Origin of the sequence: Flavobacterium sp. ABG (assembly GCF_001027725.1) — a bacterium.
GTDB classification, from domain to species: Bacteria; Bacteroidota; Bacteroidia; order Flavobacteriales; family Flavobacteriaceae; genus Flavobacterium; species Flavobacterium cupriresistens.
Genome location: NZ_LEKS01000012.1, coordinates 122,786 through 149,145 on the forward strand (window position 1 = coordinate 122,786; position 26,360 = coordinate 149,145).

Here is a 26,360-nt window from a genome sequence, read left to right on the forward strand (position 1 = left end):
TTAATTTTTTACATATGATCCGTACCAGCCCAAACTCTCAGGTTTTGCATTGGCAGCTGGATTGCCAAATAGCATAAAACAAATGTTCCCTCCCGGAGGAAAGGATAAACTGAACAATTCCAAAGCAATATTATTTATTTTCATCAGATAGGCAGTCTCTGTAGTACCCGTTGCTTTTTGTAACAGTATAGAACCAATATTTAATTTTAATACGCCTTGCAAACTAAAGGAAGGAGCTTGTGGATTTACACCCGGTAATTTTACTCCTGCCCATGCACCATCTGCACCAACACACCAAGCCATCATAAAAGTAGAGGTAAACCCGGCCGAACTTGCCAATGACCCAAGTGTTCCCATATTAAGGTTAAACACCAAGGCAAACCATTGACCACTTACACTTTGCTGTTGTTGCAAAGAAGGTATAGCTACATTAAGATATCCTTGAGAAGTTGGACTGTTGGTCGCATCTCCATTGGTAATACCGGACAATTGCAAAGGAAAATGAGAATACAAACTGTCTTTTCGTGGTGTACTTTGCCCCACATCAAATGCCATCTGACTAATGTCAAATACAAATGTTTTGGTAGTAGGTGTTTCCAACTGAAAGGTCAGATCTACATACATATTGGAGTAGGATAATCCTCTGAAATTATTTACTGTACTGTCCGGTTCGGATCCAAATGAAAACAAATCAAAACCCGACAGATCGTTAAAATTGATAAATCCCCAAAAAGAAAATTTAGCATTAACCGTAGTACTGGTTTCGTCGTTTTGAGGAACTACCGTGACAAAGGCAGATTTTATAATTTCTACCTCTGTAATGATGTTGTTATTTACCGGATTCAGAAGATTATCAGCTGTATTGGTAAAGGTGTAAGAAGGTACACCATTGCTGTTTTCGTAGGTTCCGGTAAGTATAATGAGATTGGCTCTGTTGGCGGCGTCAATTTTTTCTCCGAATAATTTATTAACCGTTAAAGCCAAATAACTGTTGTAATTGTATATTTTACTATTCGTAAAGACTATTTTTAATTGTAAAACCACAAAGTCATAATCAACAGCACCATTTATGGGCGCTTTTTCTTTGTAAACTATCGGATCTGATCCAAAACCTTCAAATGTCGGGTCTTCATAATCGATGAGCGCAAACATCGAACTGGAATGTTTCATGGCTACCACGCCAGCCTCGTTGTTTACGATACTGATATCAATTCCAAAATGATGGGCATAAAATTTATCTAAATCAATACCTGCCAGCAACCCCTGTAATTCTTTAGGGAAATCCTGTACACTGATGTCAACGCCAAGTGAAATTACACCTTGCCAATTGGGATCTGTGGCTATTTTGTAAAAGTTATAGTAGTCATTATCGTGTTGTACGGTGTATTTATCCATCCCGTTTTGTATGTATTGTTGTAACCACATACTAAGGTTGGGCAGTCCGTTACTGCTTGTATCGTTAAAGGTGTCCGGTGAGTTCCATCCCTGAATATTCTGAACTTTGTCGGTTAGTTTTCCATTGCAGAATTTAAAAATGATGACGTTTTTATACTTCCCATTGGTTGGTTCTTTAGGTACATTTAAGATAAAAGGCCATTCAGTAATTTCCATTTCATTACTAAAATTATCCAGCACATAAGTACCGTCACTCAGTTTTTCATTATAAGAAATGACAAGAAACAACTGATTCGATTGTAAAGCGGTTTGGAGTACGGAACTTGGCGGAGTAAACTGTAAATCAAATATTTTTGAAAGCACCCCTTTTGAGGTCAAAAATTGATTACTGGCCAGTTGCAAAGTGTTCCATTTTCCGGTTGCAGGGTCTACATTAACATAAAATCCTTGCGGACTGGTAGAGGATATACCGTCGTTAGTTGCTCTGGAACTTAATAATCTGGATGATGCAGGAGGGATATTTTGCGTACTCATTGCATTGGCAATAATAGCTTTTCTGGTAGGGTTAAGGATCTGTTTTTCAAACAATGAAAAATCAACTTTCCCCGATGGCGTTGCCGTTGCGACCCCATAAGGTACCAAAGGAAAAAATATTGTAGCCGCTGCGTCCGACAATACGCCAGACCCCGTGGTAAGATGGCTAAACAAAGGGGAATGAGAATCTTTATCCGGTGCGAATAAAGGTGATCCCTGAGGTTGTGCATGATATACTACCGGTATATTTTCTGTATTAGCCAATACAACACCATTCCATGCTGTAATATAACTGTTAGCCAACCATTCCTGAGTGGTATTGCTACCAACCACATTTTGAGTAGTCTGAATAGGGAACTGGGGCGCAAATGCATTTTGGTTGGTCTGGTAGAAAAGCCAGTCCCCGGTACCTGTAATTACATTATTAATATCAATAAACTGTGGCGTAAAACTAACGGTTTCTGTAGAACCCAGTCCACACATTAATTGTACCTGTTTATTAGTGTCTATATTTTTCTGATATGATATGTCGAGCGTAAGTGATAAGCCTCCCTGAGGAACCATATACCAAACCGCATTTGGATCGTCTGGAGTTTGTTCACTAAATACTAACAGTGAACTGTTTGCTGTCGGATAGTTTAGAGAAGTATCGTGATTTATAAAATTAAAATAAGGGATTAAAGTTAAGGGATAACCAAAATTAGTCAGATAATAGGAGGGCAGTATGGTAATTGTTTTTAGTTGGGTATGCGTATTATAGGTTTGTCCTAAAAAAGCAAAATAGGTGTTTACTCCAGTTTTGTTTAATAAGTCGCAAGGATAGATACTGCCTTGCATGGTTACTAAGTCATTCAAATTTCCATCTTTTAGAAGGGAATAACCGACTCTCGTCAAGAGGCCATTGTTGGCATTATTATTAAAACTGTATTGGTTGCTGAGATTAAAATTCCTAAAATCAGAGGAGGAGTATAGACCATAGATAAACCTGATGCGTCCCTGTCCAACTCCTGTTAGAGGGATTTCGATAGTGCCCATAATCTGGCTCTGAGAAGAGGAGTTATTGGCCAGAAAAGTATAATTATTGCCCGATATGGTCATACTGTTATTGGTCGTATCCAAAGTCAGCGCAACACTGTTATTACTTATGAATAGGGTAGCATAATTATTTCCGAAATTATAATTAAGTCCCGTTAGAACAGTATAGTTTCCATTGGTGCCTCCTGTCAAAATAAGTTGAGTTGTATTGATGGCAGTTAGTGCTGTATTAGGATTTTCAAACCAAACAACCGATGCCGACTGATACGTTTGCAACGGACCAAGAAAGGTATATACATTACCTACAAACGTTGTAATGTCAATAGTTGGCGCATTTAATGAAAATAAAAAATAACCATTGTAAGCGGACAGTTCGTCCAGACCTATTGTGCCACTTTCGGGTCCCGTCACTCCTTTTGCCAAAAGATAAGCGAACCAATTAGTGTCCTTTGCAGCCAGATACAACGAAGTGTTGCCTGACGAAGTATTTGTGAATTGTAAGGTTGCCATAAATTCTACTTAGTAAGGTTAATGTTAAATTCCAAAAAATGGAAATTCCAAATTCCAAAAAATCTAAATTCTAAAAAACGAAAACTCCAAATTCCAAATTGCAGAATCTTCAATCTAAAGTCTACAATCTAAAGTCTACAATCTAAAGTCTACAATCTAAAATCAGAAATCTCTACTCATAAACATACCAACCTACTAAATCACCTTTAAAAGGAAAGCTGGTGTTGTTGGCTTTAGCGGTGTAGGTCAGATCTGCTTTGAGGGTCGAAATTGATGGTGAAAAATTCAGAAAAATGCTGAGACTTCCGCTAGTGGTGCTTTCTCCGGATTTTAAATCGAATTGGTAAATAGGATCAGTCGCAGTTAAAGAATGTATGCCTACCAAAACGGTAGCTAAATATAAAGTGCAGACTACAACAGTACCTTTTGAATCGATGGAGTACTCTATGGCCAAGTCACCAAAATAGCGCTCTCCGGAAGTTCCACATTCGACAATAGGCGGCGTTATTTCCTGCAAGGGTACCGTAGTGAGATCCTGAGCAAATGTCGCTATAGGAAATGCCATAAACGCACTTATAAGCAGCACTTTTATTAACGTATTTATATTACAAGCTCGATTTCTGAATACTGTTTTTGATTTCATAACTCTATTTTGTCCCAGGGAATTACCGTGGTGTTTTTAATTAAGACCAAGCAGCAATTACTTTATCAAAAGAAATTCGATTATTATCCTGCAGATCTGAGACAAATCCGTGACAGGTAACCTGACCTGTATCAAGAGCGAATTGTGCTCTGAAAGTGATTAACTCTATGTTAATTTTTAGTGATCCCACTACAAATTTTATATCTACGGCTTTTGACTGGACAGGTGAAAGCGTGACAGATCCTAATGCTCCGACTGGAGGATCAGATGCTTTTAAGGAGGAGCCAGGTACGGAGTTCATTGCGCCTAATGAGGAAGAAAAAGTGGTAACAGATACTTCCATTCCATTTTCAATAGAAACGACAGTGGTTGATTTAATGTTATTCGTTAACATTATCTCTTGAGTATAAGGATAGGTTGCCATAATTTTGAGGAGTGATTTGAGGAAGTTTCCTGGGGTAATGTCAATATAGGAAGTATTGGGGCATACTTATAAATAGTACTTTTAATAGGTTATTTATATGTTAAAATTAGATTTTTATATGCTGTTCTTGGACTTTCTAAATCTTTTATCCCAGGAAATTACCCTGATATTTTAATTAAGACCAAGTAGCAATTTGTTTAGCAAAAGCAGTCTCGTTATTACCGTCTTGATCAGTTGCACGTCCGCTACAAGTAACCTGACCACTGTCAAGTCCGAATTGTGCTCTAAAGCTAATAAGGTCTATTTGTAGTTTTTGTGCTCCTGCTTTAAACTCAACATTTGTAGCTGTTGGCTGTACAGGCGAAAGAGTGATTTTACCTAAATCTCCTGCTGGTGAAGTAAAAGTAGTAACAGATACTTGCATTCCTGATACAATAGATACTACAGTTGTTGCTTTGATGCTGTTAACTAACAGTGCATCCTGCGAATAAGGATAAGTTGCCATAATGAATTCGTTTGTTTGTTTTTCCTACTCATAAGGCTTTTCGGAATCCGCCTCGTTTTTTTAAGTGGGTTCTGACTCCACTGCTTTAAATTGTTGTACAATATTATGAAAAATCCGACTTTTGGTATCGAGTAGAAATACTTGTTTTTGAAGATATTGCGTAAATTTATGCCGTAATGTCCTATTTGTTATAAATGTTTGATTTTCTGAAAAATTTGTTTTTTTTGAATGTCAAAAGCACAAATACAAGTAGAAATACGGATATCCGCGCAGAGAAATTCCTTTAATTTTGCTTCTCTGAAAAGCGAATTAAGTTTCATATAAAACCAACCAGCTATGACGGATTTTAATAAAAAATGGATGAGATACATTCCGGATCATAAAAAATTGAATGATCTTACCATTCCCGGAACTCACGACAGCGGAACATATCCTGCTTATGCTTCTAGTTTTTTAACCAAATGCCAGTCCATGTCGATCACAGAGCAATTAAATACCGGAATTCGGTTTCTGGATATGCGCTTAAAATCTAAAAAAGTGGGGAGATATGATGGAAGTTTGTGGGTATGGCATGGTATCGCAGATATGGATCTCAGTTTTACAGATACAGTACTGAGAGATTGTAAGGAGTTTTTAGCTAAGAATCCCAGCGAAACCATTTTTATGTCTGTGAAGATAGAAGAAAAAAAGCCCTCCAGTGATACAATCAAAAATTTTTATAAGGATCTCACACAGCATAATATTCCTAAATATCCCTTTTTATTTTATACCGGTACCAAAATCCCAAAGCTATATGAAACGCGAGGTAAGATTGTTTTAATCCGTCGATTTGGACTTGCAGGTAATCCGGATATTGGTTTAAATCTTTATGATAATTGGCCGGAGGATGGTAGCAAAAAGTTCGAAAACAATGGCATTTCGTACTACGTACAAGACCGATTTGATAATTGGAAAGAAAATGTTCAACGCAAGTTCGATAATTTTGTTCAACCAACAATGGAGTTGGCAGCACCCGGCTCAGATACTATTTATATCAATTTTTCAAGCGGTACCAGTGGCAATATTTTTTATTCTAAGTACTCACCAAGCGGAATAGCGAGTATTGTTAATCCGTTTATTACAAATTATTTACACGACAAGCAAAAAACAAGATTTGGTATTATGGCAATGGACTTTCCTAATTTGATTCTTGGTAACGATTTGGTTAATAGGCTTATTTCCTGCAACCCGTTTGATTTCATTCCCGGAAATTATCCAAGACATAATGACGTTATTGAACTTCGGACAAGGTTGAGTCTTAATAAATGTGTAGATGTGAGAGGGAATGTTAGTACAAATGGTACACCAATTATTGTTCACGATTCTAATGATCAGCCCAACCAACATTGGAGATTGATAGATACCGGTGAAGGTGACGGATTCTTTTATCTGAAAGCAGAGAATACGTCAAATTCAGTTTTAGATGTCAGCGGTATCAGTCACGAAGCGGGTGCTGCCGTTATACTTCATGAAAAAAACGGAGGAGACAACCAAAGATGGAAATTCCTTAAATTTGATGATAGTCCATACTATATCATAATTCCAAAACATGCACAATACAACAAAGCGCTGGCCATTAATTCGGATAGTGTTAACAATGGTTCCGCTGTTGTTATTCTAACCATGACTAACTCACTATGGTTGGAACAGTGGTCTGTAATTCGGATTAGTTAATACCGTAAAATTAAATTTCTTTTCTATTTTAGCGAACTATAGCTACTGCTGTAAATGCCTCATAGTTTTTTGGTACTTACTGTTTTTTGCAGTGGTATATCAATTTCGCAACAGTTTTACGGGGATCCGTAATATAAAAATAAAAAGATTTATAATGAAAGTATTTATAATTGACGCCTTCACAGACCAAGCGTTTAAAGGCAATCCTGCAGGAGTTTGTCTGGTAGAAAAAGAGATTAGTACGGCAACAATGCAAGCTATTGCCAGCGAACTCAATTTATCGGAAACCGCATTTCTGAGAAGATCCGAAACTAGCGATACAGACTATTCAATACAATATTTTACTCCAACCGTTGCGATCGATTTTTGCGGACACGCTACACTGGCAGCTGCAAAATTAGTTTTACACCATTTAAACAAACCCTTTGTGAATTTCACCACATTTCACAATCTAAAAGTACATGCCGGTAGCGAAGGTGAAAATATAAAAATGAAATTTCCCTTGTACGATGCAATCGACTATACTCCAAATAAAGAACTATATGAGGCGTTTGGTATTGACAATCCGATTGCAACAAAGTTTGCAAAAGAGTTAGACATGTTAATCATTGAAGTTTCAGACAAAACAACCTTAGAGAGCATTACTCCCGATTTTGCAAAGGCAATCCAATCTTCAGATGTTATAAAAGAAGTTGTGGTAACGGCAAAATCAGAAGATGCGGACTATGACTTCTATTCCAGATGTTTTTGTCCCTGGATCGGTATCAACGAAGATCCGGTTACGGGTGCTTCTCATTCTGTTTTGGCTAAATATTGGAGTCAAATTTTAGGAAAAACAGAAATGCGAGCCTATCAGACTTCAAAAAGAGGAGGCTTTATGCAACTAAAAATCTGTAGTAACACTGAACTTGAAGTGATCAGCAATGCCAAAATAATAGTGGAAGGAAAGATAAATATAGACTAGAAAAAGGAAAGTTGTAAAGTCTCACGCAGATTTAACAGATTAAACCAAAAAATCCGCACAATCTGCAGAATCTGCGTGAAAAAACACGTCAGCTTAGTAAAATTGCGCTTTAGTCCAATGTCATTTAGGTAAACGATTATCAAAAAAAGTCTCACGCAGATTTAGCAGATTGAAAAAAAATCCGCACAATCTGCAGAATCTGCGTGAAAAAACATGTCAACTTAATAACATTGCGTTTTAGCCCAAAGTCACTAAGTAAAGGATTATCAAAAGAAGTACCACACAGATTTTAGCGTAATGAAATAAAAAAAATCCGTAGAACCCGCTTAATCCATAAAATCCGCGTGCAAAAACATCCTAACATAATAACATTTTGCTTTAGTCCAAAGTCACTAAGTAAAAGATTATCAAAAGAAGTACCACACAGATTTTAGCGTAATGAAATAAAAAAAATCCGTAGAACCCGCTTAATCCGCAGAATCCGCGTGCAAAAACATCCTAACTTAATAACATTCAGTTTTGGTGTATTCTCATTAAGTGAGGAATTATCAAAAAGGTTTCAGGTGTTTGTTGCCGATAACCTAAAGGATTAAAATAGGGCAGCACAAGATTATGAAGCCAAAAGATTATATTTGCGCTCTTTTTAAAAAGAATTAGTTAATATATCGACTAAGTTTTTTATTATCGAAGAAAGTCATGATCAAGTGAACCAAAATGGAAGTGAAAAAAGTGGAAGATGTAAAAGGAAACTGGACTAGTTGTCAGGAATGTCAGGGGCGTGGTAAAAAAAGCCAAAGACTCAGTAAAAAAGTACGACTTCGCTACCAGTCAGAATTAGATCTTTTTGAAAAATCAAAAGGTGAGGGGACAGCTCCAGTACGTCCTAAAGCCCATTTGGTCCTTTGTTTAAAGTGTAACGGATCGGGATTAGTTCGCTCTCCTGAGCCTCCGATAATCGATACCGAAAACTACCCGCATGTTGCAATTATTGGTGGCGGCATCGGTGGAGTAGCTTTGGCTGTGGCTTGTTTGCACCGCGGAATTCCATTCACTCTTTTTGAACGCGATAACAGTTTCGATGAGCGTTCTCAAGGATACGGACTCACTTTGCAACAAGCTAGTAAAGCAATCGAAGGATTAGGTATTTTTTCTTTAGTGCAAGGAGTCATTTCTACCAGACATGTGGTGCATACTACAACAGGAAAAGTAATCGGAGAGTGGGGCATACGAAAGTGGTTGCAGACCGAAGAAAATACGTTTACAAAACGAACCAATGTGCATATTTCCAGGCAATCTTTACGTTTAGCCTTGTTAGAGCAACTCGGCGGACCGGATAAGGTGCAATGGGGACATCAGCTTTTGGATTTTAAGCAAGCTGATGGCGAAGTAACTCTAAACTTTCAAGTTGACGGCCAAATCAAAAATGTTAAAGCAGATCTTGTTGTTGGAGCAGATGGCATTCGTAGCTCAGTACGAAAGTTACTTATTGATGAGGAAAGCAGCCCTTTGCGTTACCTGGGCTGCATTGTGATATTGGGTATTTGTCCTTTGGAAGCTCTCGAGAATCTCGATAGTTCTTTATTAGATTCTGCTACTGTATTTCAAACCGCCAATGGTAATGAACGAATTTATATGATGCCATATGCTTCAGACTCGGTGATGTGGCAACTTAGTTTTCCAATGTCCGAAGAAGAGGCGAAGGAGCTAAGTGCTGAAGGACCTCAAGCTCTTAAAGAGGAAGCATGTCGCAGAACACAATGGCACAGTCCAATACCTCAAATTTTATTAGCAACTAAAGCAGCACAAATTTCGGGTTATCCTGTATATGATCGGGAATTGCTCGACTCCGAAACGTTGGCAAAAGCCGGACAAGTAACATTAATTGGTGACGCAGCTCATCCAATGAGTCCATTTAAAGGGCAAGGCGCCAACCAAGCTTTATTAGACGCACTTAGTCTGGCTAGGGGGATTACAAGAGGTTGCAGACCTTTGTCACAATGGCGAAAAACTGGAGTGAGAGAAAGTGTCCTTACAGAGTTCGAAGCCGAAATGTTAGAACGTAGCGCTACCAAAGTAAAAGATTCAGCTGATGCAGCCCTTTTTTTACATTCAGAAATTGTACTTCATGAAGGTGATGAGCCAAGAGGAAGGTGTCTGAAAAAAAGTGATTCTTAAAGACCGAGTTTAAAAACTATTTTTTTAAATTAATTGAAGTGGCTAGTTGTTTTAGGTTTGAAATTAGACCGCCTATACCTCGTTTCTGAATTGTAATAATCTAAATTTCTAATAAAAATTAAAATATTTGGAAAGATATCCTTTTGAATAGTCTCCTGCTTCAGCTGGAGGATTACAAGTAGTTCAAGATTTAAGGGCTTTAGCCGAATTATATCCCAGTTCTTTCGACTATAGCCAATGATACAACTTCTCAATCATTTATCTGCAGCTGAAGCACAATCTCATTAAGTTAAGGATTGTTAAAAAAAGTCTCACGCAGATTTTAGCGGAATCAAATAGAAAAACCCGCGTAATCCGCTTAATCCGTAGAATCTGCGTGAAAAATTTCCGTAACTTTAGTGACATTGTGCTTCAGCAGGAGGTAAACCAATCCTTTTGTGCTTTCATCAAATAGAATCAACTAATTAGTAACCAGTAACTTGAATTAATTAAAATAAAGCTAGAAGGCATAAGTTATTTTTGTTTTCAAAAAGAAGGGAGTTCCAGGGGTAAAGTGGATTTCTTCAACACTTTCCGGCTCATTTTGCAATCTGGATTCAGTGGCAAACTGAGTTTCATTCCATGCTGAATTAAACAAATTCTCTATTGAAATACCAAACGTTATTTTTTTATGCGTGTAACTCACATTGGCATCGGCAATGAAATATCCTTTGGCTATGATCGAATTGTCTTCGTTTGCAGGACGGCTGTCTAAGTAACGGTATCGGATGCCTCCCGAAAAACCATTCCATTTCTGAAAGCTGATTCCACCCGTTGTGGTAAAATCAGGCGCTAACGGAATGTAATTTTCTCCTTTCGGATCATCAATACTTCTTGCATGTGTGTAGTTGGCATCGAAATCAAAAAACAGGTAATCTGTTAATTGGTATCGTATGCCCAAATCACCACCAAAACGTTGTGTTTTTCCACTAGGCTCAATAACGCCTGCATCGCCCACATACACAAACTCTTGCTGTAAGTATAAATACCAAAGCGCGGAGTTGATAATTAATCGGGGGAAAGGCTTCCAAATAGTACCCAAATCGCCCCCAATTGCAGTTGGTAAGATCTCTTTTCCGCTATTTTGTACCACTACACGAGCATCATTAGAGTGAAAACCCATTCCGGTTTTTAAGTAGAATTGCAAATTGTTGTTTTGAGAATAAATGAAATTTAGTTTAGGAGAAATTTTAGCCTTATTTTCGGTTTGTGTCTTATAGGCAGGAGCTAATTTATCCTGATAATTGAATTTGAAATAATCAATACGAAGTGCCGGATTTACAATCAATTTCCCGAAATGTAATTCCGTATTCAAGTAGGCAAATAAGTTGGATTGATCAATATCTCCCAATTTAATTTGATTTAAAACAGTACTTCTGTTTAACGTATGTGAAAGTTCTGTATCTGTAGTGGCATCAGCACGAACCCCAACACCAATTTGATATAAAACATCGAAAGTATCGAAATCTTCTTTTTTGTTCAACTCGGCATTAATGCCATATATAGAGCGATTTTCTTTTTGTTTTATTTGATCCCCATTTACAGGATCTTCGAGAAAAAAAGTAAAATTAGAATACAATTCAAAGTTATAAACGCTATAGAAAGCATTGGTTTTAATGAATGTATTTTGGTCAATTGGTTTACTAAAAGAGGCATTAAAATTTGTTCTTGAAGTTTTACCACCTTCCGTATCGTCAACAGATCCAAATCTGGAGATTAAACCGGCATCGACTAAACGTTGCGGAATCTGCCCCGAGGCATCCCACTTGCTCGCAAAATGAGAAGCCAGAATCGAAAACGAGCTGTTGTTTTCTAAAATTGCCGAATATTTCCCCAATAAGTTTATACGATTAAAATTTTGAGGAGAATCAAAAGGGCCATCTGTCAATATATATTCTGTGGCAATATAGGCACTTTGTCTTTTCTGTTTACCAAGAAGATCGAACAAACCTACAGTTCTAAAAGTATTAAATTGCCCTATTTCGAGACCAATAGCACTATTATCAAGTTTGTCTTTTGTTTTAAAATCGACATACCCTGCAGTATCAAAATCTCCTTTGTTGGCATAATACGTTCCTTTTCCAAAATCAATTTTGTCAACTGTTTCCGGAATTACAAAGTGCAAGTCAGCATAACCTTGCCCGTGAGCATGTGAGACCATATTTACAGGCATCCCGTCTACAGAAATGGCGATATCCGTACCGTGATCGATATCAAAACCTCTTAAAAAAAGCTGCTCTGCTTTTCCTCCTCCGGCATGTTGCCCAATAAATAAACCGGGAACTTTACGCAATATTTCCTGTGAAGAATTTACAGGAGTAGTCTCTAAATCAATCTTTGATATAACATTCATAGCCGATAGTTTTGGCTGAATTACCACCTCTGATAGTTGAAAGCTATCTTCTTCCAGCGCAACCAAAATAGTCTCATTAGTCACTGTATAGCTGTTTTTTTTGTACCCCAATGCACTGATTTTTAAAACATTCCCAATAGCGGTTTTTTCTATGCTAAAAACTCCCAATTCGTTGGTATGCGAATGACTTTCGGTGGTAGTGTTAAAGACATAGGCGTTTTCTATCGGGTTTCCAAACAGGTCCGTTATTTTACCATTTATGGTTTGGGCATGAGAATACAAGCCAGTTATGGCGATTAAAGCAAGCAGAAATTTTTTCATTGGGATTTTTTTACAATTGTGCAATTTTACTTTCCATATTAGGCCCTAATTCGTAAGTGCTTTTAAGAAGCTCTTCTTTTATAGGCTTAATTTTTTGAGCAAAATTATTAGCTTTATAGATCGTAGCCAAATGATATTGAACTCTGGGTTCAAAAGATTTTCCAACCACATGATTTTGTGCAATTTCGAGAGCCTTTTTTGCATCACCTGTATTGTAATAAGACCAAGCCAATAAATCATAAGAATCAGGGGTTGGACGATGATTGACTTCTATTTTTGCAATTTCAAGTGCTTTTAAAGCGGTCTCTTTTTTATCTGCAAATAATAAAACATTGTATTTATTATACATAGCACCATAATCGTGCGTTTGCAACATCGTTAGATAAGCTTTTGTGTTTTTATTTTCTTCGGCTGTATTTCCTTCGAATTGTGCGATTTGAGCTTTTAATAAATAGAAATCGGGAGTGTTATGTTTTTGGGTAATGGAAGCTATTATTCTTTTAGCTTCAGCTGTGTTTTTTTCGTGTGAAAAAGCAATCCATGCAATTCCTTTTAGGGCATAGGAATAATTTGGATCTAACTCTAAGGTCTTCAAGTAGCTGTTGTAGGAGTCCTGAATACGTCCCGCATGACCGTAGAAATCACCTAAGTTGGAGTAGGACCAGATTCGTAGAGTCTTATTATCTTCTTTTTCTGCAATTGTTCTGGCTTTTTCCATAAATTGAATAGCAGTAGGTAAATCACCATTATGGTCATTCCATTTGGCAATGCGTATTAGATAATCATAGTCGTTAAGGTCTTTAATGGCATCCAGATTACTTAAGGCTTCTTTATAGTTACCCAATTCCATTTGAACATCAAAAAGTAATTTTTGAGTTTCTTTTTTGCCTTCGCCAATTGTAAAAGCAGTATTAGCCAGGGCTAATGCTTCTTTAAAACGATGCTGTGCAATATAATTTCTGGCCAAAGAGCGCAATGTTCCAACTCTCCCATAATGAGTTGCCCGATTGGACGCTTCCAGAAGTGATTCCGTTTTATACAGATTTTCAATTTTTCCGGTGTATTCAAAAAGTACCGCATAATTAGAGGCAATTAGACTTAAATATGGGCTTTGATTTGGTGCTTTATCAAACTTATTTTGCCAAAAAGTAATTTCTTTATGCGCTAAATCAAGAGATTTATTATCTTTTAAATGTAAATATTTTTCATAATCAGTTGCGTTTGTGATTTGATTATCGGATTTGCCGGTACAACTTGTTAGTAGTACTACGCATAACAATGACAGAATTTTACTAAGAGTTTTCATAATTGTTTGATTGTTTGTTGATGAAGATAAAAATAGAGCAGGCCGTTGTAAGCTGCTCTATTTTTGAATTTTTTACCAGGCAGCAGCCAAATAAGGAAATGAAGTGCTAAATGCCACATCATTTGCATCTACGTGATCTGATGTTAATTGTGGATTTGAAGCTCCGGTAGACCCACCAAATATCAGTAACAGTTCTACATCAATAACATCATCAGCCAAAGCTCTTCCCGTTAAAACGTTTGTTCCGTCAAAAAAGGTTGTTTTTTTAGTAGTCGAAACATTTAAAACATCTGTAGCCAAAAGTCCGGTAAACGCTGCAGCAGTTTGCCCCAAAGCATTTGTGCTGTAAGCGGGATTAAGCGCCAGTAATCTCGATTGAAAAATAGACTGATACTTACTTCCCATAGCTGATGGAATAGCAGCATTAAAATCATCTTTAGGCTGTCCCGATGCAATAAAAACAGTGTTTATAGCAGGTCTCGCCATTTGATCTTGTTGAACAAAAGTCCCGGAAAAGTCAATACTGGCCGGTTGTTCACTATTGTCATCATTATTATTGTCACAATTTGCAGAAAGTAAGGCTACTGAAATCGCTAACGTTATCATTTTTAGTGTATTTGTTTTCATAATATTATTTTTTAATATTTTTAGTAGTGCTTATTTCTTATTGTTTTTTCTTAGTTTCAGACCAAATATTCAAAGTTCCTGTTCCACCCAATTTTGCTTTTGGTACTTCGACTACAAGTGCCAAAACATTGGTTCCTGCAAAAGTATCTCTTCCCGGATTGTTAAATCCTGTAGCAGTCCCGCCTAAAATAGCCTGAAATTGACCTAAGTCAAAGAAAAACGGATCATCTCTTGGTCCTGCAAAAAATTTCATTCCATTTATAGAATATGTTATTGGTGTAGCTTTATAAGCAGAAATAGCAACTTGTCCGGAGCTTTGACTGACATCAATAGTGCTTTTTGTACCAGTTGCAGATGGTTTATAAGGTCCGAAGAAATACATCGTGTTTCCACGTTTTATGGCTTGAATAACCAAATCTTCAACATAGTCTCCGTTGTTGTCAATATTGATTTCGATCATCACATTTTCATTAAAAGCCGCATCTGCTGTTTTATTAGGAGATAACAACCCTTGTGTATTGACAACAAAAACCAAATTTTTGGTATCTTGTCCTTGAAAAGTGAACACATCGGTAATATCTGATGCAGCACCAGTTACCGAAGGCGCATCTATATGATCCGCAGCAATTAGGACCAATCCTGAAATTGTTAAGAGCCCAAGCCCAAATCCTAGTATTAATTTTGATTTTTTCATTTTGGTATAATTTAAAAGTTATATAAGTATCTACGCAATTCTTTTTTTTCTGGTTTCAAAAGAGTTAATAAAAACACAAATAAAAAAGTAAATACCTTTAAATCAGTGTTTTAATTTTGTTTTAAAAAAAGGATTGCCATTTATTTCCAAGGTATACTTAGACCATAGTTTTTACTATAGTCGTGTTATAAATTGAAATTGATAAGGATGGTATTTTAGCAAAAAACTTCAAGCACGGTGGCAGTGGCAGAGGCAATGATTTTGGAAATAGAGGGCAAAAGCTAAATTTCGTGCTTGAATTTTGTTTTTGACAATAGCACTATCGCTTTGTTATTCTGCACAATTTCCATAGATTGATTTTAATAGAGGTTCTGTTTTTTACAATTTCAGCTTCTTTAGTTGCTTCAAAAAATAAAAATTCCTGTTTAGGTATGAACTATTTCAAAAATATAATCAGTTTTAACGATGTATTAATGGGGCTTAATTCCAAATTAAGATTTTAAGAATATACATTGTTTGAAAAAGTCAAGAGGATTAGTAACGCCAGCATTAAGGGTAAAATTGCGTTTTTCATAATTTTTTGTTTTAAGCGATGGATCCAAAAAAATTATACTCATTAAAGTTTGCAATTGGCTGAAATAGTACAGTTCTAAGTTAGATAAAGTTTAGTCTTAAAAATCACGTAGTTTTGCCTGTTTTTAGTTTATTATTTCGGATCCTTTTTTTTAAATGAATAAGCTAATTGTTGCAGTTACTAAATTCTATCTTTTATTATCTAGTAGAAGTAGCTTTGTCACTATTGGTATACTAACGCGTTTAGTCAGCTCCATCGACGGCAGAAACAGTTTTATGTACTTCAGCTTCAGAAGTTTTAAATAAGAGATTTAAAAAGGGGGGAGTCGTTTTTTTTGAAATAGAATAGAAAACGATAAGCTATTTTGCCGATACACTATTTATGAGCATCAAAAACTATGGTAGTACTCAAAGTCTATAATTTTGTAGTGGCGTTAGAATCACGACTTTTTCGAAACCGCCATGATGACTAATAGAAACAGGTTGAATTGGATTTCCTTTATCAGTGATTAGGCAGGGTATACCAAAGGCATCTTTCTTAATTCCTTTGTTTTTAATTTCAACAATATTGGCGAAATCACTTTGACGGGTAACAGCAATGCTATGGATATTATCCTCTGTTATAGTAGTTTTAGTGTAATAAATAGAATCCATACAAGATACCTGGCCCAAAATGAAATGATCATTTCGAGTTGTTATTTTACAAACTAACTTCCGGGGCATATATTCCCGTATTTTGGTTTGTCGGTTGTAGATTTTATAAGCAGCCTCTTTCATGCTCCAAAGCAGCCACACCATGATTTCCGGTGTTGCAGCAGTGGAGATAAGCTGTTGTTCTTCAGAAGTGAAAATTTTATCTAAATAGCCCTTCCGTTGCCAGTTGCTTTCAATGCGTGATTGTGGAAGGTTTACCACATCATTACCGATCATTTTGCGGCAAGTTTAGTAGCTATAATCTCGACGGTCGCTTTTACATTAAGCATGCGTTCCATGTCGGTATTGTCAATAATTAAACCAAAGTTTTCTTCGATATCCAGTATGATATCTACAAGATTGGCCGAATTAATATTGAGATCCGTGATAAAATCAGTGTTCTCATTAAGGGTCTCATAAGCGTCCGCATTGGTGGTGTACGGCTTTACAATTACTTTCAGCTGGGCAATAATTTCTTCTTTTGTCATGTTAGTTTTTAAATTTTTTAAATAATACACAGGTGTTGACATCGCCAAAGCCAAAGCTTGCTTTTGCAATTATGTCGATATCTTTATAAATAGTTTTTAAAGGTACTTTTGCGGGATCAATTAAAGCTGTAATTTCGGTATGCAGGTCATCACAATTAGTATTTCCAAATATAAACCCCTCATGGAGTTGTAGCACAGCAGCCACGCTTTCAACGCTGCCGGCCGCAGCAAGACAATGACCGGTCAGACTTTTTAAAGAGTTTATGTAGGGGAAGTCACTCCCCTTTAAACCTAATGCTTTGGTCCAATTCTCTATTTCCAGACTATCTTTTGTTGTAGCGGTTAGATGTCCGTTTATTGCGTCTATTTCATTGGACTTAATTCCCGCGTTTTTAAGTGCAGTACTGATACAATGTTGTACTGCCGTGCTGTTTGGGGCTGTCATGCTACCGGTGCCGCGCTGTCCGCCCGAGTTTACATTGCCACCCAATAACTCTGCGTAAATAGGAGCTCCACGTTCCAGAGCACTATCTAAATCTTCTACGAGCAACGCGCCCGCTCCGCTACCGGGAACAAATCCTGCTGCTGTATTACTCATAGGGCGTGATCCTTGCTCGGGATTATCATTGTATTTAGAGCTGCAGACGCGCAACGCATCAAAACCACCCCAGATGTAGGGGCCACTGTCGCTGGTACTGCCTACTAACATTCTTTTTGCATGTCCAGCTTTTATTCGGTCATAGGCCATAAGCAGGGCTTCGGTGCCTGTTGCACATGCGGACGAATTGGTGGTAACCTGATTTCCTAATCCAAGTTTGCCTCCTAGATAAGCACTAATTCCGCTATTCATCGTTTGAGCCACTACGGTACTTCCCAATTTTCTAACTTGTAGCTCGTCTATTTTATAAATGCTTTCCCGAAATTTATCAATGCCCGAAGTGCCCGCTCCAAAAATGGTTCCACTGTCCCAATCGGGTTTTTCATTAGTTTCTATTGGTAATCCGCTATTTTTCCATGCTTCGATGCCTGCAATAACACCGTATAAGATACCTGTACTGCCAAAACCTCGTAGTTCAAGCTCTGTAAAGTACATGGCTTTTAGCTCTTCAGTTAGCGGTGGTGTGCCGGCAATTTGACAAGAAAACTGCAATTCCTGCAATTGTGGATCATGTTGTATGCCAGAAATCCCATTTTTTAAGGCATGGGTAAAGGCAGGTATTCCCACCCCGTTTGGAGCAGCTACTCCCAGACCGGTTATTACGATTCGTTTACTCATAATTTAGTAGTTATCATACCTGCTATTGTACCTTTGCAAACTTCTTGTCCGGCTTCATTTTTCATCGATACATCACATTTTAGTTTTCCAAATCTGAAAAATATTTTTTTCGAAATTACGGTCACTTTTTCGTTAGGATATACCGGTTTTATAAATTGTATGTCTGCTGATGTAAAAGCAATTAACGTATCTTTAGTAAATTCTTTATTTAAGTCTTTGTCTAGTAGATAAATACCCAGACAGACCATACCAATCTGTGCCATTGTTTCGGTTAAAATCACACCGGGAGTCACCGGATTATTCTTAAAATGACCTTTATAAAAATCGAGATCTTCCTTAAAGGTATAGGTACCGCTAATCCCGTTTTCATCGGCAAAAATCAATTCATCGACAAATAAGAAAGGCGAGGAGTAAGGCAGTTGTGCTTTTATATAGTCTAAGTCCATAATTTTTTTAAATTAATTACCATTGCAATAAAACTCTTTGTGCCGAAAATCCCGGGCCAAAACTCAACATCAACCCTTTTTCACCGGGCTTTGGATTGTTATCCATAATATGTTCCAGAACATATAAAACAGTAGCACTGGACATATTTCCGTATTCTCTAAGAACCTCTTTAGTTGCTTCTACATTTTTTCCTAGTCCTGCAAAAAGCGTTTCGACTGTTTGTATAATTTTTTTGCCTCCGGGGTGAAATATCATATGATCGATAGCTGCAATCCCTAAATTATTTTTTTGAAGAAAAGGATGAATAATGTCTTCAAAATGTTCGGAAATGGTGTCTGGCACTTCAATATCCAATATCATTTGCAGTCCGCTGTTGGTGAGTTTAAACCCCATCATATGTTCGGCATCGTAAAAATGATACATTTGTTCGTCGATTATTTCGGGACCTGGATCTGTTTCATAAGACGATAATAAGCAACAGGCTGCACCATCGCCAAAAATAGCAGCACTCACTATATTTGGCATTGAAAAATCAGTATGCTGAAAGGTCGCCGTTGGCGATTCTACAGCGATTACTGCAGCGCGTTTCCCGGGGTTTGACTTAAGAAAGTTCTTGGCATATATAATGCCCGATACTCCCGCAGCACAACCCATTTCGGTTACGGGTAGTCGGACAATATCCTGCCTTAGGTTCATTTTATTAATAAGATAAGCATCCAAGGAAGGAATCATGATTCCTGTACAACTTACGGTAATAATATAGTCCAGTGACTGTGGTTCCCATCCGGCTTTAGCAAGCGCTTTTTCCAGTACTTGTTCGCCCAGAATAATAACTTCACGACTGTAAATATCATTTTTCTCTTCAAAAGAGGTCGCGGTAAAAACTTCAAACGGATCCATTATAGAATAGCGTTTATCTACCGCAGCACCTTCAAATATTTTTTTTACTTTTTTTATAAAACGCTCTTCCTGCCCCTCGAGCCAATTGTCCAGAAACGGAAGGATATCGGCAGTGGTACGTGAATATTTCGGCAGTTGCTTTGCAACAGTACTTATTTTTACACTCATAGTTTAGCAATTATCCATTGGTAGCGAAAGGCCCATTTCCAATTGATGTCAGAGTTTCTTAAATTTAATTTTTTTGAAAAGCTTTCCAGTTCTTTTTTCTTAAATCCTTTTAAAATTGAGGTCAATCCATCTTCGCGTGATATGGTACTCAGGCGAAAAACACCTGAGATGATTTCAAACAAACGATAGGCGAGTTTACTTCGGTGCAAATCATTGACAACGACACCTACTGTGGCATTTTCAGTAAAGGTTTTAATGATATGCAGAATCTCTTCATTCGTAAAATGATGCAGTGTAAGGGTACATAAAACAATATCATACTTTAACTGCTTAAATTCTTCACTGAAAATATTGATGCAAGCGTATTCGATATTTGGATAAGATTGGGATAACTTTTTTGCATAGTTTATTGTACCTGTGTTTGCATCGATCCCCGTTAGCTTAAAATTGAGCTTATTTTTTAAACCGTAATCAGCCAGTACACGCAACATATCACCATTGCCACAGCCAATATCTGCTATTGTTATGGTTGTAGCGGGATCTGTTTTTTTTAGTAATAACTTCACACTGTTGAGAGTCAGTTTATTACCTCCTAAAAAGTGATTGATGCGGGCAATTGTATCGAGTGCCTTGTCAATTTCTTCGCCTTCAAGCGAAAAATCATCCATAATCTCCGTTTCCTGTGTTCTGTATTTTATATCTAAACCCATTTAATCAATTGCTATAGTTTTACCATGTGTTTGTTTGATTACGTACTGAAGTAAAGCCGGAAAAGCAGTCGTTACAGCAAACAACAGTGTGGTGATTCTTTTATTTTGCAATAGTTGTGCTAAGATTCTGCCTGCGGACATTCTCTTTTCAAAATGTTTTTTCCACTCTTTGGCATATGCTTTTTCCAGCATTTCGCGTGATGCCATTTTTCCCGAATAATAGTCCAGCACCAATTCTGATGCAATTTTCGCACTGTGTACGGCTATTGCCATGCCATTACCACAAAGCGGATGAATTAAACCCGCCGTATCACCGATCATGAGTATGTGGTTTTCTACAAGCTGTTTTTTATCAAATGATACCTGACTTATCGTGATTGGTTTTTCAAAAAGTAAGCGGGTATTTTCAAAAATTGATTTTAGATTCTTATTCTTATAGAGCACATTATGCTGGTAATCGCTTATGTTTTTATATTTCTTGAATGTTGCGTAATCTGCCAGATAACAAATGTTTATGATATTATTTTCGACTTTGGAAACGCCGCAATAGCCTCCTTCAAAATTATGTAAAGCCACGAAATTATCCGGAAAACTACCCGAATAATGCGCTTTAACAGCCAACCAAGGCGACTTTTTATTGATGAAACTCCTTGCTAAAACCTGATCGATATTGGAACGTTTACCAAAAGCGCCCAGTACTATTTTTGATGTTATGCTTTGATTTGTTCCTTTAACCGTAAAAAGATCATTGTTATAGGAAACTTCGTTAACCGTGTCTTTCAAAATAGTACAGCCATTGCTAACTGCTTTTTGATACAAAAAATAATCAAATGTGTATCTGCTGATACCAAATCCGCCTAGCGGTAGTTTGGCAGTTACTGCTTTTCCGCCACCGGTAGTGAATTCAAATTGAGTAATAGTAGCGTGGTCGAGTTCTAAAACATCAGCATCGAGCCATTTTAGATAAGGAAGGATTTCGTTCGAAATATACTCCCCACATACTTTATGATGTGGATAATCGGATTTCTCCATTAGAGTTACCTTCAATCCTTTTTTAGACAGATGCAGTGCACTTGTCAAACCAGCAAGACCGCCACCTATTATTATAACATCTTGATTAGTATTCATATACAGCAATTTAGTTATAAAATATGAAATGACAATCGTTTCTCACAAAATAAAAAAAAGCCCTCCCGATACCAATTCGAGAGGGCTTCTTCTAGAAACATTTTCTATATTATTAGTGACTTTTACTATTTTCAAAGCCAAGAATTGTAATGGCATAAGGTGTTGCCGAAACTTTTATTTTCTTTACTATGGCCATTGTAGCCAGATCAAATTGCCATAATTCTCCTGTAGTAGGAGAGGTGATGTAAGCAAAACGCTCTGTTAACTGCATTTGAGGTTTTGAAGGAGCATCACTAGCCGTTTGACCGATTGCTTTTCCTTCTTTTTCAACTTGCAGGCTGGTTAGGTTGAATAGTTTAAACTCACCGGTATTCAATAGTATTCCTAATTTGGTAGCATTGTAGCTCACTTTACATTGTATAATATTTGTACTTTGTAAAACAGGTTTGATGGTCCCGTTTACCACATCGATAGCGTAAGCACCTTTTGCGGCCGTAAATCCAATAAATTTACCTTTGGCTTTTGTTTCTAAAATGGTTCCAAACCAGGCTGTTCCAAAATCTTCAGGAAGCGCAATTAATTTTTGTTTTCCTGAACTTTCCACCACAAGTACACCGCTTGCAGAACCAAAAACAGCGTAAGTTCCGTCAGTAGCATTTCCGTGAATTCCTTTTGTTGCAACAGTAGCTTCAAAAAGAGTTTTACCGGTAGCATCTATAATTTTTACTTTTTCAGGTAATGTTCCGGTAACCGAATTGTCTTTTTGCGTAATAGCATAAGTTCCGTTAGTAAAACTAGCCATAGCACCGTGATGGGCCAATAAACCTGCATTTATTAACTTAAATTTAGCTCCTGCTGTATTGATATCCGATTCTTTACCAACAGATAAGGTACCATCACCATCATTGAATGTTAATAGCTCCCCAATTTTACTTTTAAAATGAGTAGGCGTAACTGATTGCCCGACTAATGCACCAAATTTCGGAATTCCATCCACATCTACGTGATCACCATGACTTTCGAATCCGCTGTCAAAAGTTTCAACCGTATTGTTTGCTCTGTGAATTATTCCTGCATAGCGGCCGGATTCTGTTGTATAGAGGGCAGATTTTGCAAATTTTGCATCAAAAGAACTTGTCGTAGCCTCTAACGGATTAACCAGTGTCAGGGCTGTAGTTTTTTCATCAGAAAGGAATATTCTTAGATACTTATGCTCTGTCAGCTTTTCTATTGGAGTTTCAGTAGTATTGTCATCATCGTTACTACAAGAGAATGTAAGGATTGATAACGCAAATAAAAAAATCAGTTTGTAATAATTGTTTTTCATTGTAATGGTATTTAGATTAATATTTAGAATTTATGGATTAGTATGCAATTGTAATAGGCATTGATTTGTAAACACTCATATTGTAAGTCGTGTTTTTGTAAAGCACCACCCAGTTGTACTGCCCGGACTGCCAGGCTTTGTCTGCCGTTGTAGGATCACCGTTGGCATCTTTATCGGCACCAACTACAATGCTTTCGCCACCCCAAACCTCATTTATCTTTTGCAGGGTTGAAATTTTTGAAGCTGCCGGAAGACCTGTGTGTGTGACTTTTGAAACCACAATAACTTTTTTCAGATTCAGATTATCGATGCTTTCTGGATAGTAATTGAGACTCTTTTTGATTAAAACAGAATATAAAATTCCGTCCCCCATAATCTGGCTTATCTGAGCATGTGCGGTCAATTTATCGTTCTTTTTGAAGATTAATTCAGCTTCGACCCAGGTTCCCATATAATAGATTAAATCTTCATTTCGGGATAACATATCGCGACCAATTAAGGGATCGGCAGGCATATTTGCGGGATCTGTTAGGGTAACCTCTTCTTTGATTTCTAACTTAGTTCCATTCTCATCCAGTACAATAAAGAAGAAATCATATTTACCTTCCGGAGCCTCGGCAGGAATGGTAAAATGTTTGTGCACATTGGTGTTTTTTGCTCCTTTGTAGACGCTCCAGGACAATTCTAACTTCCAGTCCTTGGTATAGGTTTCTCCTTTTTTGGGAAGTATTTTTAATTGTACATCGCTAATTTTATCTCCCGCAATCACATCTGCATTGAAATGGAAATCACGACCGATTAAGGCTCGTTTATTATTGGCCGTTCCAATTTCAACATTTTTGACTGTTGGTTCTAAGATTTTAACGGTGTCCTTGTTGTCATCGTTGTCACAAGCGGTAAAGACTGCGGTGACAAGGAATAAGAGTGAGAGGATTTTCTGCTTTTTCATAGTAAATAGCGTATTAATTTGGTTTATATGGATTATGTATTAAAAATGGAATTTTGACCGAAAGGATAATATTTCGACTGGCTTCAGGAAGTTCAATTAACCTGTAAAAACTGGTGTGATTGAGGTATTTTGTATTAAATAAATTTTGAACTTGCAGACTAATCAGCAGATCCTGTTGACCTGTTTTTACTTTTGTCCCCACACTGAGGTTAAAGACGTTGCTGCTTGGCGTTTTTCTCTCAGGCGGAACAATTTGATTTTGATCGGCAGTGTATCGGTAATCAAGGGAGAAATAAGTGTTTTTCAACGCTTTAATTTCCGGACTATAGGTGATATTAAACAAAACCGATGGAGGAGGAGAGAAAGGCAGTGTATACCCTTTTTTGCTCCCTGATAATTGTTCGGAATAGAGATACTCTGCCAAAATCTCACCGCTTATATTTTTGGAGAATTGATAACGTGTTTGCAATTCGACCCCGTAGCGCATGACTTTACTCTGCTCGTATTCGAAAACCTGATTGCCGGCTCCGTAATAAATATCGTGCTGTGAAGTAGGATTGAGGTAAATATAATTGGTGAAATAATTAAAAAACGGACTCAGCTGTACCGACCATTTATTTTCCTGCCATTCCATTCCAAGATCTACTTGATAAGAACGTTCTGCCGATAAATTCGGATCACCTTTTTCAAACCTGAAATAATGGTAATTCACACCATTTGAAGCCAGTTCTTTTGCAATTGGCATTCTAAAACTCGTTCCAAGATTTGCTTTAAACGAAAATGGGCCAGGGGTGTAATTTATTCCTGCCGACCAATTGAGACTGTTGAATGTTCGGGTCAGTTCTTCGGAGCGCTTTAAATAGGCCGAAGTGGTTTGTCCATTTTCGGTAATTTCGCTTTTAAACCAATCGAAATAGGGCTTCATATCGATTTTGCCGTAATCCATTCGAACAGCTCCATGCAGCAGCCATAAATCGTTGATTTTAAATTTGTCGTAAACAAATACTCCCGCATTCCATTGTTGAAATGCCGGTATTAAAAAGCTCCAACCCGTGATAGCATTTTGCTGTTGCTCGCCATTTATTCCGACAGTAAATTGATGTTGACCTAACGTAAATTCGTCTTTAACTGCAACAGAGAAAACTTCTTTATCGTATTCTCTCTCCAAATCTTGAGATCCGGGTCTGTTCTCAGGATATATCGGTGGCATATAACCATGATTGACATAATGACTCCATTCCCGACGGAAATTCTTCTGAAACCCCAATTGTGTTTCCAATTGATGCGTTCCGATCGAAAAGGAAGTGGTATTGCTAATTTTAGTATGCGTAACTTCCTGATACGGCATCAGTATGTCTCTGCTTGATTTGTCATGAAGTTCGGTATCTACATTTCGTGGTTCAAGCCCGTGGGCATTGGCAAAAAAACCGCTTTTGGTGTGAATAGAACTTAGGTAGAAAACCGATTTAAATGTATCGGTCAAGTATCCAACACTTCCATGTAAATCTAATTCTCGTCCCGCTGTATTACGCAGCTGATTTTTATTTAACGGAACAGCATAATTGTAAACATGCACCGTATCTGCAGGAACGCGGTAATCTCCATAATCCATAAAAGTAAGTCTGGAATCGAAAAACCATTTTTCTTTTCTTCCAAATAAATTAAAGGAACCTCCATACTGACCGTTATTGCTCTTGCCTGTAATATCCAGACTTCCGCCCAAAACATGTTGGGAAGGAAAAGGAACCGGTTTGATGTTAATAGCACCACCAATGGCATCTGATCCATACATGATAGAAGAAGGGCCTTTTATAATTTCAACACGATTTACGGCATATTGGTCAATTTCTAAACCATGATCAGCTCCCCATTGTTGTCCCTCGTGTTTAATACCGTTCTCAACGACTATAACCTGATTAAAACTTAAGCCGCGAATTAAAGGTTTCGAACTTCCCGAGCCAATAGAAATGGCTTTTACCCCCGGGAGTCTTTGAAGGGACTGCATCAGACTTCCACCAAGATTACGTTGAATAAAACCGCTGCTTATGATCTCAACGTTTAAAGATTCTTCTTTTTTTCGTTGCCCCTCATAAGTATTGGTAACTCTGACTTCTTTTAATTCTTTTACTTCCCGAATTAAGGTAATATCAGGAATAGTGTTTGAATTTTTATTTAAAGAAAGTTCCATTTCGTAGCGCACATAATCAGCATAAGTGATGGTTATTTTTTTAGATTTTTCATGAATTTGTGTAAAGAAATAATACCCCTGTTTGTCTGTCATGGCAGTAATACCTGAAGGAAGTACGGTTACGATAGCACCCTCCAACGGTTTATGACCATTGGAGAATACGCTACCCGATATACGAACAGATTGCCCTGTAACTGTTGAAACTATAGCAAAACAAAACAGCCACAGGCAAAAAGTTCGCAATCGATTTGATTTATTTTGGTTCATCAAAATCA

Annotated in this window: 21 protein-coding genes; 3 read left to right on the forward strand and 18 right to left on the reverse strand. The window is 37.3% G+C overall.

The features are described from left to right. From AB674_RS13830 to AB674_RS13845, 4 genes are all read right to left on the reverse strand, one after another. Positions 1-3,474: a hypothetical protein gene (locus tag AB674_RS13830; RefSeq protein ID WP_047777492.1), complete on the reverse strand. Its 3,474-nt coding sequence runs from the start codon at positions 3,472-3,474 to the stop codon at positions 1-3. A 172-nt stretch (positions 3,475-3,646) separates the two neighbouring features. Further along, complete coding sequence (locus AB674_RS13835; protein WP_047777493.1) at positions 3,647-4,039, reverse strand: hypothetical protein; 393 nt, start codon at positions 4,037-4,039, stop codon at positions 3,647-3,649. A 118-nt stretch (positions 4,040-4,157) separates the two neighbouring features. Further along, positions 4,158-4,541, reverse strand: coding sequence for a hypothetical protein (locus AB674_RS22690; RefSeq protein WP_131701548.1), 384 nt, complete (start codon positions 4,539-4,541; stop codon positions 4,158-4,160). Positions 4,542-4,716: 175 nt separating this feature from the next. Beyond that, positions 4,717-5,046: a hypothetical protein gene (locus AB674_RS13845; RefSeq protein ID WP_047777496.1), complete on the reverse strand. Its 330-nt coding sequence runs from the start codon at positions 5,044-5,046 to the stop codon at positions 4,717-4,719. Between the two features lie 336 nt (positions 5,047-5,382). Here AB674_RS13845 and AB674_RS13850 point away from each other — a divergent pair, with 336 nt between their 5' ends. From AB674_RS13850 to AB674_RS13860, 3 genes are all read left to right on the forward strand, one after another. Continuing rightward, entirely contained in the window at positions 5,383-6,759 is a 1,377-nt protein-coding gene (locus AB674_RS13850) for a phosphatidylinositol-specific phospholipase C domain-containing protein (RefSeq protein ID WP_047777498.1), read from the forward strand. A 154-nt stretch (positions 6,760-6,913) separates the two neighbouring features. Next, on the forward strand, positions 6,914-7,723 hold the full coding sequence (locus AB674_RS13855) for a PhzF family phenazine biosynthesis protein (protein WP_047777500.1): 810 nt from the start codon (positions 6,914-6,916) through the stop codon (positions 7,721-7,723). 714 nt (positions 7,724-8,437) lie between these two features. After that, on the forward strand, positions 8,438-9,898 hold the full coding sequence (locus AB674_RS13860; RefSeq protein WP_047777501.1) for an FAD-dependent oxidoreductase: 1,461 nt from the start codon (positions 8,438-8,440) through the stop codon (positions 9,896-9,898). Between the two features lie 499 nt (positions 9,899-10,397). Here AB674_RS13860 and AB674_RS13865 read toward each other — a convergent pair whose 3' ends face one another. The 14 genes from AB674_RS13865 to AB674_RS13930 all read right to left on the reverse strand — a co-directional run bounded on the left by AB674_RS13865 (position 10,398) and on the right by AB674_RS13930 (position 26,352). Next, positions 10,398-12,611 (reverse strand): TonB-dependent receptor, encoded by a 2,214-nt coding sequence (locus tag AB674_RS13865; RefSeq protein ID WP_047777503.1) that lies wholly within the window; start codon positions 12,609-12,611, stop codon positions 10,398-10,400. 10 nt (positions 12,612-12,621) lie between these two features. Further along, positions 12,622-13,917, reverse strand: coding sequence for a tetratricopeptide repeat protein (locus AB674_RS13870; protein ID WP_047777505.1), 1,296 nt, complete (start codon positions 13,915-13,917; stop codon positions 12,622-12,624). A gap of 72 nt (positions 13,918-13,989) precedes the next feature. Next, on the reverse strand, positions 13,990-14,544 hold the full coding sequence (locus AB674_RS23160; protein ID WP_047777506.1) for a DUF4331 family protein: 555 nt from the start codon (positions 14,542-14,544) through the stop codon (positions 13,990-13,992). A 37-nt stretch (positions 14,545-14,581) separates the two neighbouring features. Continuing rightward, on the reverse strand, positions 14,582-15,238 hold the full coding sequence (locus AB674_RS23165) for a DUF4331 family protein (protein WP_047777508.1): 657 nt from the start codon (positions 15,236-15,238) through the stop codon (positions 14,582-14,584). A gap of 981 nt (positions 15,239-16,219) precedes the next feature. Further along, entirely contained in the window at positions 16,220-16,741 is a 522-nt protein-coding gene (locus tag AB674_RS13885) for a 4'-phosphopantetheinyl transferase superfamily protein (protein ID WP_047777509.1), read from the reverse strand. After that, the gene (locus AB674_RS13890; RefSeq protein ID WP_047777601.1) at positions 16,738-16,992 is read right to left on the reverse strand and encodes an acyl carrier protein; all 255 of its coding nucleotides are present in this window, start codon (positions 16,990-16,992) and stop codon (positions 16,738-16,740) included. Before AB674_RS13890 ends, AB674_RS13885 begins: the two co-directional genes overlap by 4 nt. A gap of 1 nt (position 16,993) precedes the next feature. Beyond that, a complete protein-coding gene (locus tag AB674_RS13895; RefSeq protein WP_047777511.1) occupies positions 16,994-18,268 on the reverse strand; it encodes a beta-ketoacyl-[acyl-carrier-protein] synthase family protein in 1,275 nt (424 codons plus the stop codon). Then, on the reverse strand, positions 18,265-18,714 hold the full coding sequence (locus AB674_RS13900; RefSeq protein ID WP_047777514.1) for a 3-hydroxyacyl-ACP dehydratase FabZ family protein: 450 nt from the start codon (positions 18,712-18,714) through the stop codon (positions 18,265-18,267). The genes AB674_RS13895 and AB674_RS13900 overlap by 4 nt, the downstream gene beginning before the upstream one ends. Before the next feature lie 16 nt (positions 18,715-18,730). After that, the gene (locus AB674_RS13905) at positions 18,731-19,783 is read right to left on the reverse strand and encodes a type III polyketide synthase (protein WP_047777516.1); all 1,053 of its coding nucleotides are present in this window, start codon (positions 19,781-19,783) and stop codon (positions 18,731-18,733) included. Beyond that, the gene (locus AB674_RS13910) at positions 19,780-20,493 is read right to left on the reverse strand and encodes a methyltransferase domain-containing protein (RefSeq protein WP_047777518.1); all 714 of its coding nucleotides are present in this window, start codon (positions 20,491-20,493) and stop codon (positions 19,780-19,782) included. The genes AB674_RS13905 and AB674_RS13910 overlap by 4 nt, the downstream gene beginning before the upstream one ends. Then, a complete protein-coding gene (locus AB674_RS13915) occupies positions 20,494-21,621 on the reverse strand; it encodes an NAD(P)/FAD-dependent oxidoreductase (protein ID WP_047777520.1) in 1,128 nt (375 codons plus the stop codon). Positions 21,622-21,733: 112 nt separating this feature from the next. Continuing rightward, the gene (locus AB674_RS13920; RefSeq protein ID WP_047777522.1) at positions 21,734-22,948 is read right to left on the reverse strand and encodes a hypothetical protein; all 1,215 of its coding nucleotides are present in this window, start codon (positions 22,946-22,948) and stop codon (positions 21,734-21,736) included. A gap of 37 nt (positions 22,949-22,985) precedes the next feature. Further along, the gene (locus AB674_RS13925) at positions 22,986-23,897 is read right to left on the reverse strand and encodes a DUF4625 domain-containing protein (protein WP_047777524.1); all 912 of its coding nucleotides are present in this window, start codon (positions 23,895-23,897) and stop codon (positions 22,986-22,988) included. Positions 23,898-23,910: 13 nt separating this feature from the next. Further along, positions 23,911-26,352 (reverse strand): TonB-dependent receptor, encoded by a 2,442-nt coding sequence (locus AB674_RS13930; RefSeq protein WP_082210640.1) that lies wholly within the window; start codon positions 26,350-26,352, stop codon positions 23,911-23,913. Between the last annotated feature and the right edge of the window lie 8 nt (positions 26,353-26,360).

Bases quoted from the DNA above. Each gene is read 5' to 3' on its own strand.
- AB674_RS13830 (WP_047777492.1), bottom strand. From the start codon at position 3,474: ATGGCAACCTTACAATTCACAAATACTTCGTCAGGCAACACTTCGTTG.
- AB674_RS13835 (WP_047777493.1), bottom strand. From the start codon at position 4,039: ATGGCATTTCCTATAGCGACATTTGCTCAGGATCTCACTACGGTACCC.
- AB674_RS22690 (WP_131701548.1), bottom strand. From the start codon at position 4,541: ATGGCAACCTATCCTTATACTCAAGAGATAATGTTAACGAATAACATT.
- AB674_RS13845 (WP_047777496.1), bottom strand. From the start codon at position 5,046: ATGGCAACTTATCCTTATTCGCAGGATGCACTGTTAGTTAACAGCATC.
- AB674_RS13850 (WP_047777498.1), top strand. From the start codon at position 5,383: ATGACGGATTTTAATAAAAAATGGATGAGATACATTCCGGATCATAAA.
- AB674_RS13855 (WP_047777500.1), top strand. From the start codon at position 6,914: ATGAAAGTATTTATAATTGACGCCTTCACAGACCAAGCGTTTAAAGGC.
- AB674_RS13860 (WP_047777501.1), top strand. From the start codon at position 8,438: ATGGAAGTGAAAAAAGTGGAAGATGTAAAAGGAAACTGGACTAGTTGT.
- AB674_RS13865 (WP_047777503.1), bottom strand. From the start codon at position 12,611: ATGAAAAAATTTCTGCTTGCTTTAATCGCCATAACTGGCTTGTATTCT.
- AB674_RS13870 (WP_047777505.1), bottom strand. From the start codon at position 13,917: ATGAAAACTCTTAGTAAAATTCTGTCATTGTTATGCGTAGTACTACTA.
- AB674_RS23160 (WP_047777506.1), bottom strand. From the start codon at position 14,544: ATGAAAACAAATACACTAAAAATGATAACGTTAGCGATTTCAGTAGCC.
- AB674_RS23165 (WP_047777508.1), bottom strand. From the start codon at position 15,238: ATGAAAAAATCAAAATTAATACTAGGATTTGGGCTTGGGCTCTTAACA.
- AB674_RS13885 (WP_047777509.1), bottom strand. From the start codon at position 16,741: ATGATCGGTAATGATGTGGTAAACCTTCCACAATCACGCATTGAAAGC.
- AB674_RS13890 (WP_047777601.1), bottom strand. From the start codon at position 16,992: ATGACAAAAGAAGAAATTATTGCCCAGCTGAAAGTAATTGTAAAGCCG.
- AB674_RS13895 (WP_047777511.1), bottom strand. From the start codon at position 18,268: ATGAGTAAACGAATCGTAATAACCGGTCTGGGAGTAGCTGCTCCAAAC.
- AB674_RS13900 (WP_047777514.1), bottom strand. From the start codon at position 18,714: ATGGACTTAGACTATATAAAAGCACAACTGCCTTACTCCTCGCCTTTC.
- AB674_RS13905 (WP_047777516.1), bottom strand. From the start codon at position 19,783: ATGAGTGTAAAAATAAGTACTGTTGCAAAGCAACTGCCGAAATATTCA.
- AB674_RS13910 (WP_047777518.1), bottom strand. From the start codon at position 20,493: ATGGGTTTAGATATAAAATACAGAACACAGGAAACGGAGATTATGGAT.
- AB674_RS13915 (WP_047777520.1), bottom strand. From the start codon at position 21,621: ATGAATACTAATCAAGATGTTATAATAATAGGTGGCGGTCTTGCTGGT.
- AB674_RS13920 (WP_047777522.1), bottom strand. From the start codon at position 22,948: ATGAAAAACAATTATTACAAACTGATTTTTTTATTTGCGTTATCAATC.
- AB674_RS13925 (WP_047777524.1), bottom strand. From the start codon at position 23,897: ATGAAAAAGCAGAAAATCCTCTCACTCTTATTCCTTGTCACCGCAGTC.
- AB674_RS13930 (WP_082210640.1), bottom strand. From the start codon at position 26,352: ATGAACCAAAATAAATCAAATCGATTGCGAACTTTTTGCCTGTGGCTG.